Annotated in this window: 16 protein-coding genes; 12 read left to right on the forward strand and 4 right to left on the reverse strand. The window is 64.8% G+C overall.

Annotation, left to right across the window (positions count from 1 at the left end):
* The first annotated feature begins 31 nt into the window (after nucleotides 1-31).
* The 6 genes from HJ583_RS02700 to HJ583_RS02725 all read left to right on the forward strand — a co-directional run bounded on the left by HJ583_RS02700 (nucleotide 32) and on the right by HJ583_RS02725 (nucleotide 5,812).
* The gene (locus tag HJ583_RS02700; RefSeq protein WP_217423242.1) at nucleotides 32-937 is read left to right on the forward strand and encodes an ABC transporter permease; all 906 of its coding nucleotides are present in this window, start codon (nucleotides 32-34) and stop codon (nucleotides 935-937) included.
* A 1-nt stretch (nucleotide 938) separates the two neighbouring features.
* Nucleotides 939-1,817, forward strand: a complete 879-nt coding sequence (locus HJ583_RS02705; RefSeq protein ID WP_170020250.1) for an ABC transporter permease — start codon at nucleotides 939-941, stop codon at nucleotides 1,815-1,817.
* Nucleotides 1,814-2,554, forward strand: a complete 741-nt coding sequence (locus HJ583_RS02710; protein ID WP_170020252.1) for a GntR family transcriptional regulator — start codon at nucleotides 1,814-1,816, stop codon at nucleotides 2,552-2,554. Before HJ583_RS02705 ends, HJ583_RS02710 begins: the two co-directional genes overlap by 4 nt.
* A gap of 5 nt (nucleotides 2,555-2,559) precedes the next feature.
* Nucleotides 2,560-3,276, forward strand: coding sequence for an aspartate/glutamate racemase family protein (locus tag HJ583_RS02715; protein ID WP_170020254.1), 717 nt, complete (start codon nucleotides 2,560-2,562; stop codon nucleotides 3,274-3,276).
* Between the two features lie 164 nt (nucleotides 3,277-3,440).
* Nucleotides 3,441-5,069 (forward strand): right-handed parallel beta-helix repeat-containing protein, encoded by a 1,629-nt coding sequence (locus HJ583_RS02720; RefSeq protein WP_235943691.1) that lies wholly within the window; start codon nucleotides 3,441-3,443, stop codon nucleotides 5,067-5,069.
* A 140-nt stretch (nucleotides 5,070-5,209) separates the two neighbouring features.
* Nucleotides 5,210-5,812, forward strand: a complete 603-nt coding sequence (locus HJ583_RS02725; protein ID WP_170020256.1) for an IMPACT family protein — start codon at nucleotides 5,210-5,212, stop codon at nucleotides 5,810-5,812.
* On the opposite strand, the gene HJ583_RS02730 is transcribed toward HJ583_RS02725, so the two are convergent.
* The 3 genes from HJ583_RS02730 to HJ583_RS02740 are packed head-to-tail and all read right to left on the reverse strand — an operon-like array spanning nucleotide 5,801 to nucleotide 8,345.
* Nucleotides 5,801-6,166 (reverse strand): hypothetical protein, encoded by a 366-nt coding sequence (locus HJ583_RS02730; RefSeq protein WP_170020258.1) that lies wholly within the window; start codon nucleotides 6,164-6,166, stop codon nucleotides 5,801-5,803. The two genes, HJ583_RS02725 and HJ583_RS02730, sit on opposite strands and share 12 nt — an antisense overlap.
* A 53-nt stretch (nucleotides 6,167-6,219) precedes the next feature.
* A complete protein-coding gene (locus HJ583_RS02735; RefSeq protein ID WP_170020260.1) occupies nucleotides 6,220-7,638 on the reverse strand; it encodes an ATP-binding protein in 1,419 nt (472 codons plus the stop codon).
* Nucleotides 7,635-8,345 (reverse strand): response regulator, encoded by a 711-nt coding sequence (locus HJ583_RS02740; protein WP_170020262.1) that lies wholly within the window; start codon nucleotides 8,343-8,345, stop codon nucleotides 7,635-7,637. The genes HJ583_RS02735 and HJ583_RS02740 overlap by 4 nt, the downstream gene beginning before the upstream one ends.
* Nucleotides 8,346-8,533: 188 nt before the next feature.
* Between HJ583_RS02740 and HJ583_RS02745 the strand changes: the two genes are divergently transcribed.
* The 5 genes from HJ583_RS02745 to HJ583_RS02765 are packed head-to-tail and all read left to right on the forward strand — an operon-like array spanning nucleotide 8,534 to nucleotide 13,153.
* On the forward strand, nucleotides 8,534-9,430 hold the full coding sequence (locus tag HJ583_RS02745) for a PepSY-associated TM helix domain-containing protein (RefSeq protein ID WP_170020264.1): 897 nt from the start codon (nucleotides 8,534-8,536) through the stop codon (nucleotides 9,428-9,430).
* Between the two features lie 30 nt (nucleotides 9,431-9,460).
* Complete coding sequence (locus tag HJ583_RS02750; RefSeq protein WP_170020266.1) at nucleotides 9,461-10,135, forward strand: PepSY-associated TM helix domain-containing protein; 675 nt, start codon at nucleotides 9,461-9,463, stop codon at nucleotides 10,133-10,135.
* Between the two features lie 30 nt (nucleotides 10,136-10,165).
* A complete protein-coding gene (locus tag HJ583_RS02755) occupies nucleotides 10,166-10,693 on the forward strand; it encodes a DUF2271 domain-containing protein (RefSeq protein WP_170020268.1) in 528 nt (175 codons plus the stop codon).
* 10 nt (nucleotides 10,694-10,703) lie between these two features.
* The gene (locus tag HJ583_RS02760) at nucleotides 10,704-11,711 is read left to right on the forward strand and encodes an FAD:protein FMN transferase (RefSeq protein WP_170020270.1); all 1,008 of its coding nucleotides are present in this window, start codon (nucleotides 10,704-10,706) and stop codon (nucleotides 11,709-11,711) included.
* A gap of 26 nt (nucleotides 11,712-11,737) precedes the next feature.
* Nucleotides 11,738-13,153 carry a sulfite reductase subunit alpha gene (locus tag HJ583_RS02765; RefSeq protein WP_170020272.1) on the forward strand — a complete coding sequence of 472 codons (1,416 nt, stop codon included), beginning with the start codon at nucleotides 11,738-11,740 and terminating at the stop codon, nucleotides 13,151-13,153.
* A gap of 46 nt (nucleotides 13,154-13,199) precedes the next feature.
* Here HJ583_RS02765 and HJ583_RS02770 read toward each other — a convergent pair whose 3' ends face one another.
* Nucleotides 13,200-13,547: a NirD/YgiW/YdeI family stress tolerance protein gene (locus HJ583_RS02770; protein ID WP_170020274.1), complete on the reverse strand. Its 348-nt coding sequence runs from the start codon at nucleotides 13,545-13,547 to the stop codon at nucleotides 13,200-13,202.
* Nucleotides 13,548-13,774: 227 nt separating this feature from the next.
* On the opposite strand from HJ583_RS02770, the gene HJ583_RS02775 reads away from it, so the two are divergent.
* A complete protein-coding gene (locus tag HJ583_RS02775) occupies nucleotides 13,775-14,107 on the forward strand; it encodes a PepSY domain-containing protein (RefSeq protein WP_170020276.1) in 333 nt (110 codons plus the stop codon).

Below are 14,107 nucleotides of genomic sequence, written 5' to 3' on the forward strand. Positions count from 1 at the left end.
ATTCCAGGTATCAAAGATGGAAAACAGCTACATGAAAACCGCTGCCAGTCCGATGCGCGCGCGCTGGCGCACACACGGTCTGCCCGGGTGGGTTCAGGCCACGCCTTACAGTCTGGTCTTCCTGCTGTTCTTCATCCTGCCGCTGGGCCTGATTCTCGCGGTGAGCTTCTGGGATGCCACCGAATACGAAATGATCCCGGCCTTCACGGCCAAGAACTATCTCGCCATCTTTGAAGGCTGCAGCAATACCGCGGAGCTGTGTGTCAGCTTCAAGACCTATCTGTCCACGCTGAAGTTCAGCTTCCTGGCCTGGGCCTGCACCCTGGGCATCGGCTTCATCGTGTCCTACTTTCTGGCCTTCCATGTGCGCAGCAGTGGGATGCAGACCCTGCTGTTCGTGTTGTGCACCATCCCGTTCTGGACGTCCAATGTCATCCGCATGATCTCGTGGATGCCTCTGCTGGGCCGCAACGGCCTGGTCAATGATTTCCTGCTCAGCACCGGGCTGGTTGCCCAGCCGGTCGAATGGCTGCTCTACTCGCCCTTCTCGGTGGTGCTGGCTTTTGTGCATCTCTACACCGTGTTCATGATCGTGCCGATCTTCAATTCGATGATGCGCATCGATCGCTCCCTGATTGAGGCCGCGCTGGATGCCGGGGCGAACACCTGGCAGATCCTGTGGAACGTGATCGTGCCGCTCTCGCGTACCGGCATCATCATCGGCTCGATCTTCGTGATCACCATCGTGATGGGCGATTTCGTGACCATCGGCGTGATGGGCGGGCAGCAGATCGCCTCGGTGGGCAAGATCATCCAGGTGCAGACCAGCTATCTGCAATTCCCGCTCGCTGCCGCCAATGCCGTGATCTTGCTGGTGGTGGTGCTGATGATCATCTGGGGGCTTACGCGCCTCGTCGATATCCGCAAGGAGCTCTGATATGGACGGCAAACGCAGCCCCGGTTTCTACGCGCTGGCCGCCTTTTTCGGCCTGTTCCTGCTGTTTCTCTACGGGCCGACGATTACCATTTTCGTGCTGAGCTTCCAGGGCCCGGAGGGGGGCCTCACCTTCCCGCTCAATGGCCTGTCGCTGCACTGGTTTCATGAGCTGTTCAAGGGCATCGGCGTGATCGATATCGGCTCGGCCCTGCTGCGCTCCTTCAAGCTGGGTCTGCTGGTCACCACCCTTACGGTGCTGCTCGCAGTGAGTGCCGCGCTGGCCTTCCGCAAATCGCTGCGCGGCGGCGGAGCCTTGTTCTATGTGACGGTGGCGAGCCTGATCATGCCTTCGATCATCGTGTCGCTGGGCATCGGTCTGTCCTTCCGCCTGCTCGATGGCGCCTTCAAGCATTTCTTCGAGTGGGCAGGCTGGCTCGATCTGCTGGATAGCTTCAACACCAGCATGGGGCTCTATACCTCCGCACTGGGGGCCCAGCTGACCTGGACCCTGCCTTTCGGCCTGCTGATCATGTTTGCCGTGTTCAACCGTTTCAACGCTGCCTATGAAGAGGCAGCCCGCGATCTCGGCGCTACGCCCTGGCAGACCCTGCGCCATGTGGTGCTGCCCCTGATCGGGCCGGCAGTGGTCGGCGTGGCGATGTTCGGCTTCACCCTGTCGTGGGACGAGATTGCGCGTTCCTCGCAGGCCATCGGCGATCTCAATACCTTGCCGCTGGAGTTGCAGGGCCTCACCACCACGGTGACCACCCCGGTGATCTACGCTCTCGGTACGATTACCACCCTGGTTTCCTTTGTGGTCGTGGCGCTGGCGCTTGGCCTCGCGGCTCTGGGCCGGCGGCGCACCGGGAGGCGCGGATGAACACACCGCAACAGCGCGTTCCGGCGCCCGCTCATCTGAGTGATGCGGACATCTACGAGCAGCTTATCGGGGCGGTGCTCGATCATCGCCTGGCGCCGGGCACCCGCCTGACCGAGGAAAAGCTCGGGCGGGCCTTCGGTGTGTCGCGTACGCGCATCCGCCAGGTACTGGTGCGCCTGGCGGCCGAGCAAGTGGTGGTGCAGACCCACAACTGTGGCGCCACCGTCGCCAGCCCCACGCCAGCCGATGCGCGTGAAGTGTTCGAGGCGCGGATGCTGATCGAGCCTTCCCTGATCGCTGGCTTCATCCGCCAGGCGCACACGCATGAGCTTGAGTGCCTGATCGCCTTGCTGGCAGAGGAAGAGGCTGCCAACCACCGCGGTGACCGGCGCGCCGCGATCCGCCTGTCCGGCGAATTCCACATGAAGATCGCGCAGGGCGCAGGCAATGCGACTCTGGAGAAGATCCTGCACGAACTCATCTCCCGTACCTCGCTGATCCTGATGACCTTCGGCCAGCGCTCGCCAGGGCGCCGCAGCAAAGCGCCGCTGCGGGTGCATGAACACAGCTGCGGTTGCGACGAGCATCAGGCCCTGGTCGAGGCGATCCGGGCGCGAGATGTGCGTGAGGCGGCCAGCCTCATGAAGAGACACCTGAAGCATCTGCTCGAACACATTTCCTTCGAACGCGAGCCGGTGCCGGGGCCGGACATCGAATTCATGTTCCGTCAGGGCTGAACATCGTGCGCCTCCTGATCATCAATCCGAATACCAGCGCACACGTCACCCGGGCGCTGGGTGAGCACATTGCACCGATGCTGGGGCAGGGCTGGCAGCTCGATTGCGTGACGGCCCGCTTCGGCGCCGCCTACATCGCCTCCGAAGCGGCCTATGCGATTGCTGCGCATGCCGTGCTGGATGCCTGGAGCAGTCAGGGCGGGTCTTATGACGCGATCCTGATTGGCTGCTTTGGTGATCCCGGCCTCGAGGCGCTGCGCGAGCTGGCCGGCTGTCCGGTGATCGGGCTGGCTGAAGCGGCCATGCAGGAGGCAGCCAAGGCTGGGCGTTTTGCCATCGTCACCGGGGGCGCGCGCTGGGCGCCGATCCTGCAGCGGCGGGCGGCGGCGGCGGGGCTGCAGGATCAGCTCGCTGGCTTGCTGGTGCTCAGCGAGTCGGGGGCCGAGCTGCTGGCTGATCCGGCGCGTGCCCTCACACGCCTGGAGGGCGCTGCGCGCCAGGTGCGCAGCGAGTCCGGTGCCGAGTCCGTCATCATCGGTGGTGCCGCGCTGGCCGGCATGGGCGAGGCGCTGGCGCGGCGCCTGCCTTTCGCGGTGATCGACAATGTGTCGGCTGCGGCCCGCGCCATCCGCACTGCGGCCTCGCGCCCGGCTCCGGCCGGGCCGGACGGGGCCGGTTATCACGGACTCAGCCCCGAACTGCTGGCCCGCCTGCAAGCCTGATCATTCTTCTTCGGCCTCACCCGGCACGCGTTCGGGTTGCCTTGACAGGCCTTCCCCGCGGCGACTAGATTCCGCCTTAATTACCGATTCGTAGCAAATTTGCCTACGACGATAGTCATAGCCCTGCGGCCCCGGCGGCAGACATAAAAAGACGAGGAGACAGAATGTTCGGCAAATTTCTGATCGGCGCAGCCGCCCTGATGCTGGGGGCCAATGCACACGCTGCGGCGGACTATCCCAGCGGCTACACGAAGTGTGCCCAGGTTGGCAGCAGTTGCAGCATGAGCGGCAGCCACACGGTGGCGCTGGGCAAGTCCGGCAGCTTTGTGTACGCCACGCTGACGGGCAATTTCACCTGTGCCCAGTCGCTGTTCACCGGCGGCAGCGCCTACACCACCTCGGCCTGGTGCTCGGTGGGGCCGCTGGTGACGGCCGCTTCGTCCTCCTCATCGTCTGTCGCGGCGTCGTCGGTCGCCGCCTCCAGTGCGGCCCGTTCCAGCGTGGCCGCCAGTGTGGCATCGAGCGCGGCTTCGAGCGCTGCGCTGTCCAGCAGTGCCGCAGTCTCCAGCAGCGCCAGCAGCCATCCCTATGTCACTGGCTGTGGCACCGAGACCAGCAATCTGGTGGCCTCCAGGGTCTATTACGTTACGCCGACGGCCGCCAGCACCGGCGCCGGCACCAGCTTCTCGGCACCGATGAGCTTCACTGCCGCACTGTCGGCGGTCAGCGCCGGGCAGATGATCCTGCTGCAACCCGGCACCTACAGCGTGCCCTATACCGCAGGGGCCAAAAACACCCTCACCCTGGCGAAGTCTGGCAGCGCCAGCGCCCGCATCTACATGGTGGCGGCCAACTGCGGCAAGGCCGTGATCGACTTTTCCTTCCCTGAAAACACCTATGTCCAGGACTCCTACGGTTTCTACCTGACCGGCAGCTACTGGTACTTCAAGGGCATCGAGATCACCCGGGCCGGCTACCAGGGCGTCTATGTGACCGGTGGCTACAACACCTTCGAGAACGTGGCCTTCCACAACAACCGGAACAGTGGTCTCGAAATCAACAAGGGCGGCCATCACACCACCGTGATCAACTCGGATGCCTACCGTAACTACGACCCGAAGAAGAACGGCAGCATGGCCGATGGCTTTGCCTCCAAGCAGACCCAGGGGGCGGGCAATTTCTTCTACGGCTGCCGTGCCTGGGAGAACTCGGATGATGGCTGGGACACCTTTGACAGTGCCGAAACAGTGATCATCGAGAACAGCTGGACCTTCCGCAATGGCGTGGATGTGTGGGGCTATGGCAACTTTGCGGGTAACGGCAACGGCTTCAAGCTGGGTGGCAACTACAAGCTGCAGCGCAACCGGATCATCAACTCGGTTTCCTTTGGCCATCCCAACAAGGGCTTTGATCAGAACAACAATGTTGGTGGCATCACGGTCATCAACAACACGTCCTTCCAGAACGGCATCAACTACGGCTTTGGTGGTGCGCTGACGGCGGGTGAGCAGAATGTCTTCACCAACAATGTGTCGCTCTCCGGCAAGGCTGCTGACAGCATCGCCAACGCGACTTCAAAGACCAATACCTGGAATGGTATTGCAGTGAGCAGCGCAGACTTCCTGAGCGTGGATACCAACCTCGCCAGCCGCAGCCGCAATCCGGATGGCTCGCTGGTCTACACCACCCTGTTCCGCCTTGTTGCCGGCAGCAAGCTGATCAATGCCGGGAGCAATGCGGGCCTGCCTTATCTGGGCGGCGCACCGGATCTGGGGGCTTTCGAGCGCGAGTGATCTGCCGGCTCCGGGCGAGTCACCCGCCCTGTGGCAGAGAAAAGCCCACGGTTTTCCGTGGGCTTTTTTGTTCTGGCGCCCTCGGGCCGCGCTGAAGGCGCGGCGTAGAATCCCTCCGCCTGCTTTCGTATCTCCCACCCATGCCTTTCAGCATTGCCGCCCCGGTTCATAGCGAACTCCTGATCAAGAAGAGCCGTTTCATCGCCTGCGTGCAGCCGGTGGTTGATCGTGCGGCAGCGCAGAAGATCGTGGCGGCCTTGTGGGCCGAGCATCCGGGCGCTTCGCATGTGTGCTGGGCGTTGATGGCGGGCGGGCAGTCCGCCGCGGTGGATGATGGCGAACCCAGCGGCACGGCCGGGCGGCCGATGCTCGATGTGCTGCGGCATCAGGACCTGGAAGGCGTGCTGGCGACTACCGTGCGCTATTACGGCGGCATCATGCTGGGCGCGGGTGGCCTGGTGCGAGCCTATACCGATAGCGTGGCGCAGGCCCTGCGTGGCGCGCAGAAGACGCCCATCATCCGCGTGCGCACCCTGCGCTGTGTGGCGCCCTATGCGTTGGAAGGCCTGGTGCGGCGCGCGATCGAAGCGGGTGGCGCGCAGCTGGGCGAGGTGCGCCACGGCGCGCTGGTGGAGTTCCTGATCCGCTTGCCCGAAGCGCAGGCCGAGGGCTTTGTTGCCGCGCTTGGCGAATCCGGCCAGGGGAAGATCGGCTGGTTCAAGGACGATGCTTCAGAGCTGTGAATCTTTCAGCAGGCGCACGCACTCATCCATGATGGAGGCGCCGAGTTCGGAGACATGGCGCGGATCGAGCGACTCCATCAGCTCATGGGCGGTGTATAGCCCGGCCTCGCGCGACAGGCTGTCCCGGATCTGGCTGGCGAGCTGATCGCTCAGATCTGCCAGCCGCTTGCGTTCGGACAGCGGCAGACTCTGCTGTGCACGCCCGAGCCAGTCGCTGCACAGCGCAGCGGCCTGAGCCTGGGTGATCCAGTACTGGTGATCGTAGAAAGCGGCGAGGCGATGGGCGACCAGCGCGTAAATGGCGGCGGCGCGGGCGCCGGTGTCTGGCTCGCGGCGCGTGTCTGTTGCGGTCATGGTGGTTCCTGAAATGCCGGGAGCAGCTTTCGCCCGGCCGCCAGCATACCGAATCAAGCCGCGCGCCGGGGCAGGTGGATGCAGGCCGTGACGCCCTCGCCGGGCTTCGACTGGAGGCTCAGGCTGCCGCCGTGGGCCTCGGCAATGGCCTTGGCGATCGGCAGGCCCAGACCAGTGCCGCCGGTATGCCGGGCACGCGAGGACTCGAGGCGGAAGTAGGGCTCGAAGACTTTCTCCAGCTCGCTCTCGGGAATCCCCGGGCCCTGATCGGTGATGCGGATGCGCACCTCCGTGCCAGTTTCTTCCACGCTCACCCGGATGCTGTCACCGCCGTAGAAGCGTGCGTTATCGAGCAGGTTGGCGATGCAGCGGCGCAGGCCGTGCGGGCGGGCCTTGAGCGGCTGGTTGCAGCGGCCCTCGCGCGTGATGCGGGCACCCAGCTCTTCCATGTCCTCGATCACGCTGTCGAGCAGGGCGTCGAGATTCACCGCTACCAGGGCTTCGGTGTCGGAGCCGGCGCGCAGGAAATCCAGGGTGTGGCCGATCATGGCATCCATTTCACCCAGATCGCGCTGCATCTTCTCGCGCAGCTCGGGCGCGACGTCGCCTTCCAGGCGCAGACGCATCCGCGTGATTGGCAGGCGCAGGTCGTGCGACACGGCGGAGAGGGCCTGGGCGCGCGTATCGACGAGTCGCCGGACGTCACGCTGCATGGTGTTGAAGGCCTGCACCGCCTGACGCACATCCTGCGGGCCGACTTCCGGCATGGGCGCCTGGTTGAGGTTCTTGGCCAGGCCCGAGGCGGCCTGTGTGAAGCGGGCCAGCGGGCGGGTGAGGCGGCGCACGGCCCAGATCGAGAGGCCGGTGGTGGCGCCCCCGAGCAGCACCAGAAGCGCGATCAGGCGATAAGGCAGATCGCCGGAGGGCATCGGCAGCAGGTGATGGAAGGTGACTACGACGCCGTCATGTAGCCGGATCTGTGCGATGTAGGTGCGCGCAAAGAATTTGCCGCGAGCGGGCTTGCTCTCATCCTTGTCATCGTCATCATGGTCTCGCTTGTCGCGGTGGGCGAGCGGAGGCGGATGCAGGCCCAGCAGCAGCGGGTCGACGCGCTCCAGCGCCAGCATCTGCACCTGCAGGCCTGCTGCCAGTTGGCGCCGGGCCTCGCTGGCAAAGTTCTGCGCATCGATCGAGCCATCGATATTTTCGGTGGCCCATGGCAGGCTCAAGGTGAGCATGGTGGGCTGCACGCTGAGCGCCTTCACCAACAGGGGGCGTTCGGCCGGCTCGGCCAGATCCAGCACGGTGGCGATGCCGGCCATGCGCTGGGCGGAATACTCGGCGAGCAGCTTGTAGTTGAGGCGGCCGCGGTCATCCAGCAACAGCCACAGCCCGAGCATCTGCACCACGACCAGCACCACGAAGAGCGCCAGCGCGATCTGGCCGAAGAGGGTGCGCGGCAGCCACTTCATGCGCGCGCTTCCACTTTTGTGGCGAGTATGTAGCCTTCGCTGCGCACGGTCTTGATCAGCTGCGGATCGCGCGCATCGTCGTTGAGGCGGCGGCGCAGGCGCGAAATCATCACATCGATGGTGCGGTCAAAGGGGCCAGCATCGCGTCCGGCGATGGCATCGGTGAGCTGATCGCGCGAGAACACGCAGTTGGGTGTTTCGGCCAGCATGTGCAGGAGGCGGAATTCGCCGGTTGATAGAGCGATGACAATGCCATCCTTGTCGAGCAGGTTGTGGGCCGATAGATCCAGTGTCCAGCCTGCAAAATGCAGGGTTCTGGCCGGGCGTTCCGCCGGGCCATGCTCCTCGGCTCGGCGCATGATGCTGCGGATGCGGGCGAGCAGCTCACGCGGATTGAAGGGCTTGGGCAGGTAGTCGTCCGCGCCCATCTCCAGGCCGATGATGCGATCCATGTCGTCGCCGCGCGCGGTGAGCATCAGGATCGGCAGGCGCGAGCCGGCGCGCAGCTTGCGGCACAGGCTCAGGCCATCTTCGCCGGGCAGCATCAGATCGAGGATCAGCAGGTCGGGCGAGAATGCCGGAAGCATGGCGTGCATGGCTTTGCCGTCGTGGGCTGTCTCGACCTGGAAGCTGTTGTTGCCCAGATAGCTGCGTAGAAGTTCGGTGAGTTCCGGGTCGTCGTCGACCACCAGAATTTTCTTGCTCATGTCGGTCTGGATGAAATTCGTGCTTTTCAGCATAGCCCGGAAGCGTGTTTGGGCGTGCGGCTTTTTTGCATACGGAACATGCAGTTACAGGCATTTACACGCCATTTACAAAACCCCGCGAAAAGCCCATATCCGGTTCACACGCCGGTCGTTCAATGCAGGCATTCCCAAACCCCGGATGCTTCGACATGCGCTCCCTGATTCCATTTCTCACCCAAGCTCACCGCTGGCTGGCCCTGCTCACCGCACCCGTGCTGTTGCTGATCATCCTCTCCGGCCTGGTGCTGGCTTTCAAGCCCGTGGTGGAGGCCGGGGCGCGGGCGCCGGTGGATGTGGCCAGCCTGAGCCGCGCACTCGAGCAGGCCGATCCGGGCCACAAGGCTGGCGTGATGAGTCTCTCCAGCGATGGCACGCGCTTCGTGCTGAGCTCGCGCGGCACCGGCGCCATGGGGGAGTTCGATGCGCAAAGCGGTGCACGGGTGGGCGCGGCCGGTTTCGATCTCTTCGGCCTGGCGCGCAATCTGCACACCAATCTGCTGGTGGGCGCAGGCTGGCTGGTGACGCTGACCACCAGCGTCACGGTGATCCTCTTCCTCTCGGGTTTCCTGCTCGGCTGGCGGCGCCTGCGCAACACCCTCAGTGGCTGGCATGCAGGGCTGGGCTGGCTCGCCTGGCCGCTGGCGGCACTCACACCGGTGACCGGCCTGATGATGGCCTTCCATCTGGGTACCGCCTCCCTGCCGTACTACGAAGCGGGCCGCCCCTTGCCGCTGGTGAAGGTGATCGAGATCGCGAGTCAGCAGGTGGATCTCTCCAAGCTCGCGCAAGTGCGCACCTTCCGCGGCGGTGCCGTGATGCTGACGGTGCAGGATGAGCCGCGCGCCGCCCTCTATCTCGTGACCAGTGCCGGTGAGCTGCTGCGTAGCGGCGGGCCGGGCTGGGTGCGCATGCTCCACGAAGGCACCTGGGCCGGCGCTTTCTCCGGGCTGTTCACCTTCGTGTCGACGCTGCCGCTGCTGGGCTTGCTGCTCACCGGGCTGCTGACCTGGTGGCGTCGCCATCGCCTGCTCAACGCCGCACTGTGAGCCTTTTCCAAGCATGACAGGAGCCTGAGCATGAACGCACGCAGCGAATTTCTGGATCAGCAAGCGCCGGCCGCGAGCAGCGAAATCAAGGCCGCAAGCCGCCGTGCGGCATGGCTGAAAGTGTTGATGCAATGGCACTGGATCAGCTCGGCGGTGAGCCTGATCGGCATGCTGTTCTTTGCCGCCAGTGGCATCACGCTCAACAACGCCGATGTGTTCGAAAGTGCCAGCGCCCAAGTCACCCGGCATGCTGCCGTGCTGCCGCCTGCGCTACTCGCGGAGCTCAACGCGCAACCGGGCGCCGCCGAAGATCCGCCGCCCGCCGCGCTCAAGCGCTGGCTGAGTGAGAACTGGCAACTGGCAATCTATCCGAAGGCCAGCGAATGGTCGGCGGATGAAATCTTCATCGACCTGAAGAGCCCCGGTGTGGAGGCCTGGCTGAGCGTGGATCGCCACAGCGGCGCAATCCAGTACGAAGCCAGTGATCGCGGCTGGGTGGCCTATTTCAACGATCTGCACAAGGGCAAGAACGCCGGCCGCGTGTGGGGCGGTTTCATCACCGTGTTCGGCGTGGCTTGCGTGATCTTCAGCATCACCGGCCTGCTGATCCTGCAGGTGCATGCCCGCTCGCGCTGGAAGGTGTGGCCGCTGACCGGCCTGGGGCTGGTGATCCCCTTGCTGCTGATGCTGCTCTTTGTGCACTAGAAGCCCTGACCCATTTTGAAAGGAAGCAACATGAAAACTCGTCTCCTCACTTCCGCACTCTCCCTCCTCGGCCTGGGCATGAGCTTGCCGGCCCAGGCCGTGGAGGCCCAGCTCGACATCACCCTGCCAGTCATCGAGGGCGCAAAGGTGCGCCGCCCGTATGTTGCGGTGTGGCTCGAGAAGGCCGCCAGTCATGACTTCGCCGGCAATATCGCGGTCTGGTATGACATGAAGAAACCCAACAACGTGGGCGCCACCAAATGGCTGCCGGATCTGCGCAGCTGGTGGAAGGCCAGCGGCAGCCAGGCGAGCTTCCCGATTGATGGGGTATCGGGGGCGACGCGTCCGGCCGGTGAGCATGTGATCAACCTCGGTGCGAGCGAGGCAGTGAAGAAACTCGCCGCAGGCGAGTATGAGGTGGTGGTGGAGGTGGCGCGCGAGCACGGCGGCCGCGAGCTGCTGCGCCTGCCGCTGCAATGGCCGCCGCGCAGCGCTGCCAAGGCCGAAGCTTCGGGGACGAGCGAGGTCGGGCTGGTGCGCCTGACGAGCAAGCCCTGAGCGTGCGGCCATGAATGCACCTGCCTTCCGTGCCCTGATTCCGGCTCGCATCGATCAGGCCGCAGGCCTGCCCGAGGGCGATGTCTACAAGCTCGCCGGCAACTGCATGGGTACCACCTGGAGCGTGCGCGTGGTGGTGCGCGATCGCCTCTCGCCTCGCCAGCTGCAGGCCGATATCGCGGCTTTGCTGGAAGGGCTAGAAGCGCAGATGAGCCACTTTCGCGCCAGCTCGCCGCTGCGCCGCTTTGCCACGCTGCCGCCGGGCTGCTGGATGGATCTGCCGGCGGAGTTTGCGCAGGTCATGCGTACCGCATTGAAAGTGGCGCATCTCAGCGAAGGCGCTTTCGATCCCGCGCTGGGCTCGGCCATCGATGCCTGGGGCTTTGGCGCCGCGCGGCGCTTCAGCGAGGCCGGCTTCGAGCCGCCCGCTGCGCCGCTGCTGCCGGGCAGGCGCTGGCAGGCTTTGGAGCTGGACGACGCCGGTCGCCTGCGCCAGCCGGGCGGTATTGCGCTGAACCTGGCGGCCATCGCCAAGGGCTTTGCGGTGGACGCGGTGGCGGCTTTCCTGACAGGTCGGGGGCTTGAGCATCATCTGGTCGAAGTCGGAGGCGAGCTGCGCGGCAGTGGCATCAAGCCCGATGGCCAGCCCTGGTGGGTGGCACTGGAGTCTCCGGCGCAGGATTGCCCCTTGCCCGCTACGCGGGTGGCCTTGCATGGGCTGGCGGTGGCGACCTCCGGTAACTACCGGCGCTGCTATCTGCTGGATGAACGCCTGATCCAGCACACCCTCGATCCGCGCAGCGGTGAGCCGGTGGCGCATGGCCTCGCCTCAGTGACGGTAATTCATGATGAATGCATGCTGGCGGATGCCTGGGCCACGGCGCTGATGGTGCTGGGCCCGCAGGCCGGCTTGCAGCGGGCCGCAGCTCAGGGCCTGCGGGCCTTGCTGCAGTGGCGGGATGAGCGTGGCGCGTGGCACGAGGCGGCGAGCCCGGCGTTCGAGGCTTTGCTTGTCTGAAAATGATCTGATCCGGAAATCACAAAATGATGGACAACCTTTCCCCGGAAATCTGGCGCTTGCAGGCCGCTGTGGGCCTGATCCTGGCCTATGCGCTGATGTGCTGGCGCATGTATCGCAAGGCCGCACTGGCAGGCTTGCCGGCCCCTAGGCCGCAGCCCGCTGCAGCGCTGGCAGCGGTGCGGGGAAAGCCGGTGTGGATCATTCATGCCAGCCAGACCGGGCAGGCCGAAGCGCTGGCCCGCCAGGCGGCGCGGGCGCTCGAAAAGGAGGGCGTGGAGGTGATCCAGCGGCGTATCGATCAGCCCTGGCTGGACGAGGTGAGCGCCGCCCGGCATGTGCTGTTCGTGGTCAGTACCTATGGCGAGGGCAATCCGCCCGATCATGCCATCAGCTTCGCGCGGACCCAGTTGGCGGCTGGCCCCTGCGCGGCCTTGCGCGGCCTGAGCTATGGTGTGCTGGCGCTGGGCGATCGCAGCTATCCGCAGTTCTGCGCCTTTGGCCGCCAGCTCGATCAGTGGCTGCAGCAATCGGGCGCCAGCGCCTGCTTTCCGCGCATTGATGCGGATCGCCTCGATGCGCTCAGCCTCAAGCGCTGGCAGCAGGCCTTGCAGGGGCTTGGCGTGCACACCCCGCTGCTCACGCCGCCGCTGGATGCCGGCTATACCGAGTGGCGTTTCATCCGCCGTCGCTGCCTCAACAGCGGCAGCCCCGGTGCGCCCTTGTTCAAGCTTGAACTGCAACCTCAGGCTGGCCTGCCGCCGCACTGGCAGGCGGGTGACCTGATTGATCTGACTCCCCCGGGGGGCGATGGCCGGCCGCGCAGCTATTCGATTGCCAACCTGCCGGAGGACGGTCATCTGGAGCTCATCGTGCGCAGCGTGCGCCGCGCCGATGGGCAGCCCGGCTTAGCCTCAGGTTGGCTCAACGAAACGGCCTGGGCCAATGACCGGGTGTCGCTGCGGATCCGCCGCAACCCTGGCTTCAATCTGGAGTGTGGTGTGGATACGCCGCTGATCCTGATCGGTGCCGGTAGCGGCCTCGCCGGTTTGCGCAGTCACCTGCAGGCGCGCGCCCGGGCCATTGCCGATTCGGGGCAGCCGGCGCCCGAGCGCAGTGCCTGGCTGATCTTCGGTGAGCGCTCGGAGCGCCATGACCGGCCCTGCCACAGCGAGCTCGAGGCCTGGCGCCGCAGCCGCGTGCTGAGCCGTCTCGACCTGACTTTTTCGCGCGACGATCCGATCCGCGCCTATGTTCAGCACGCCCTGCTGGAAGAAGCCCAGGCTTTCCGGCAGTGGATTGCTGCCGGCGCCCAGCTCCTCATCTGCGGCAGTGCGCAGGGCATGGCGCAGGGCGTGGAGCAGGCCATGCGCGAGATCCTGGGAGACGAAGGCCTGGAGCAGCTGAGGGCCGCCGGGCGCATCCGGCGTGATGTGTATTGAGCCATGAAGCCATCGCGGACGGCGTCATGGCGCTGTGGCCTGCGTTTCAGTTAACCGCCCGGATCGACAGCACCTTGATCTTGGAGTAACCGAGGATCTCGCGGTCGTATTTTCCGGCGATCTCGACGCGGGTCTTGTCGTCGATTTTCAGACCGAGCGGCCAGTGCTTGTGATCGATCTTCACCAGTACCGTGGCGCTGCCATCGGTGAATTGATAAAGATCGTCATAGGCGACGCGGCTGGTGATATGCCCCTGCAGAACGACGTGGTCATGGTCGTAGGCCTGATCAAGCAGTTGTTTGACTGTCGCGGGGGCGCCATTCGGGCCGAGGTACTGGGCCGAGGCGGCTGTGCAGGCAAGGGTAAGGGCGGTGGCGAGAAAGAGGGATTTCATTTTCATTCCTTTGTGATTAAAACGATGAAGGTGTCGCTCGTTTGATGCTGTGAGAAGGAGCGATGGAATGCAGTCTGAACCTAGCTGGGTGAACGGTGGCTGAACGCCCGTGGGCCGGTGCTTCGAAGTGTGCGGCCTTGTTCATCTGGCGTTCAGACAGGGCTTGCCACACTGCGCAGCGCATTCTCTGCAGCGCCGCTGCAATGGATTTCAGGAAATGGTTCCGCATGAAAACCTGGTGTGTCCGGCCCGCTCTTCTCACTGCCGCACTGGCCCTTGGCTGGCCGGCCGGGGCCAGTGCGGGCGACAAGTTCGAGCAGGATCGCGCGCGTGCGGCCCTGCAGTCCGGTCAGGCGATGTCTTTTGCCGCCGTGCAGGAGCGTTTGCACAAGGCCTGCGACTGCCAGGTGCTGGAGGCCAAGCTGCATCCGGAGAAGGACAGCAGCGGGCTGATCTACGAGATCAAGGCGCTGCGGCCGGACGGGCAGATCCTCAAGCTCGAGATGAATGCTGCTTCCGGCGAAATCCTGCGCATGAAGAACAAGGGCTGGAAAGACTGA

Source organism: Uliginosibacterium aquaticum, assembly GCF_012972705.2.
In the GTDB taxonomy this organism is placed as follows: domain Bacteria; phylum Pseudomonadota; class Gammaproteobacteria; order Burkholderiales; family Rhodocyclaceae; genus Uliginosibacterium; species Uliginosibacterium aquaticum.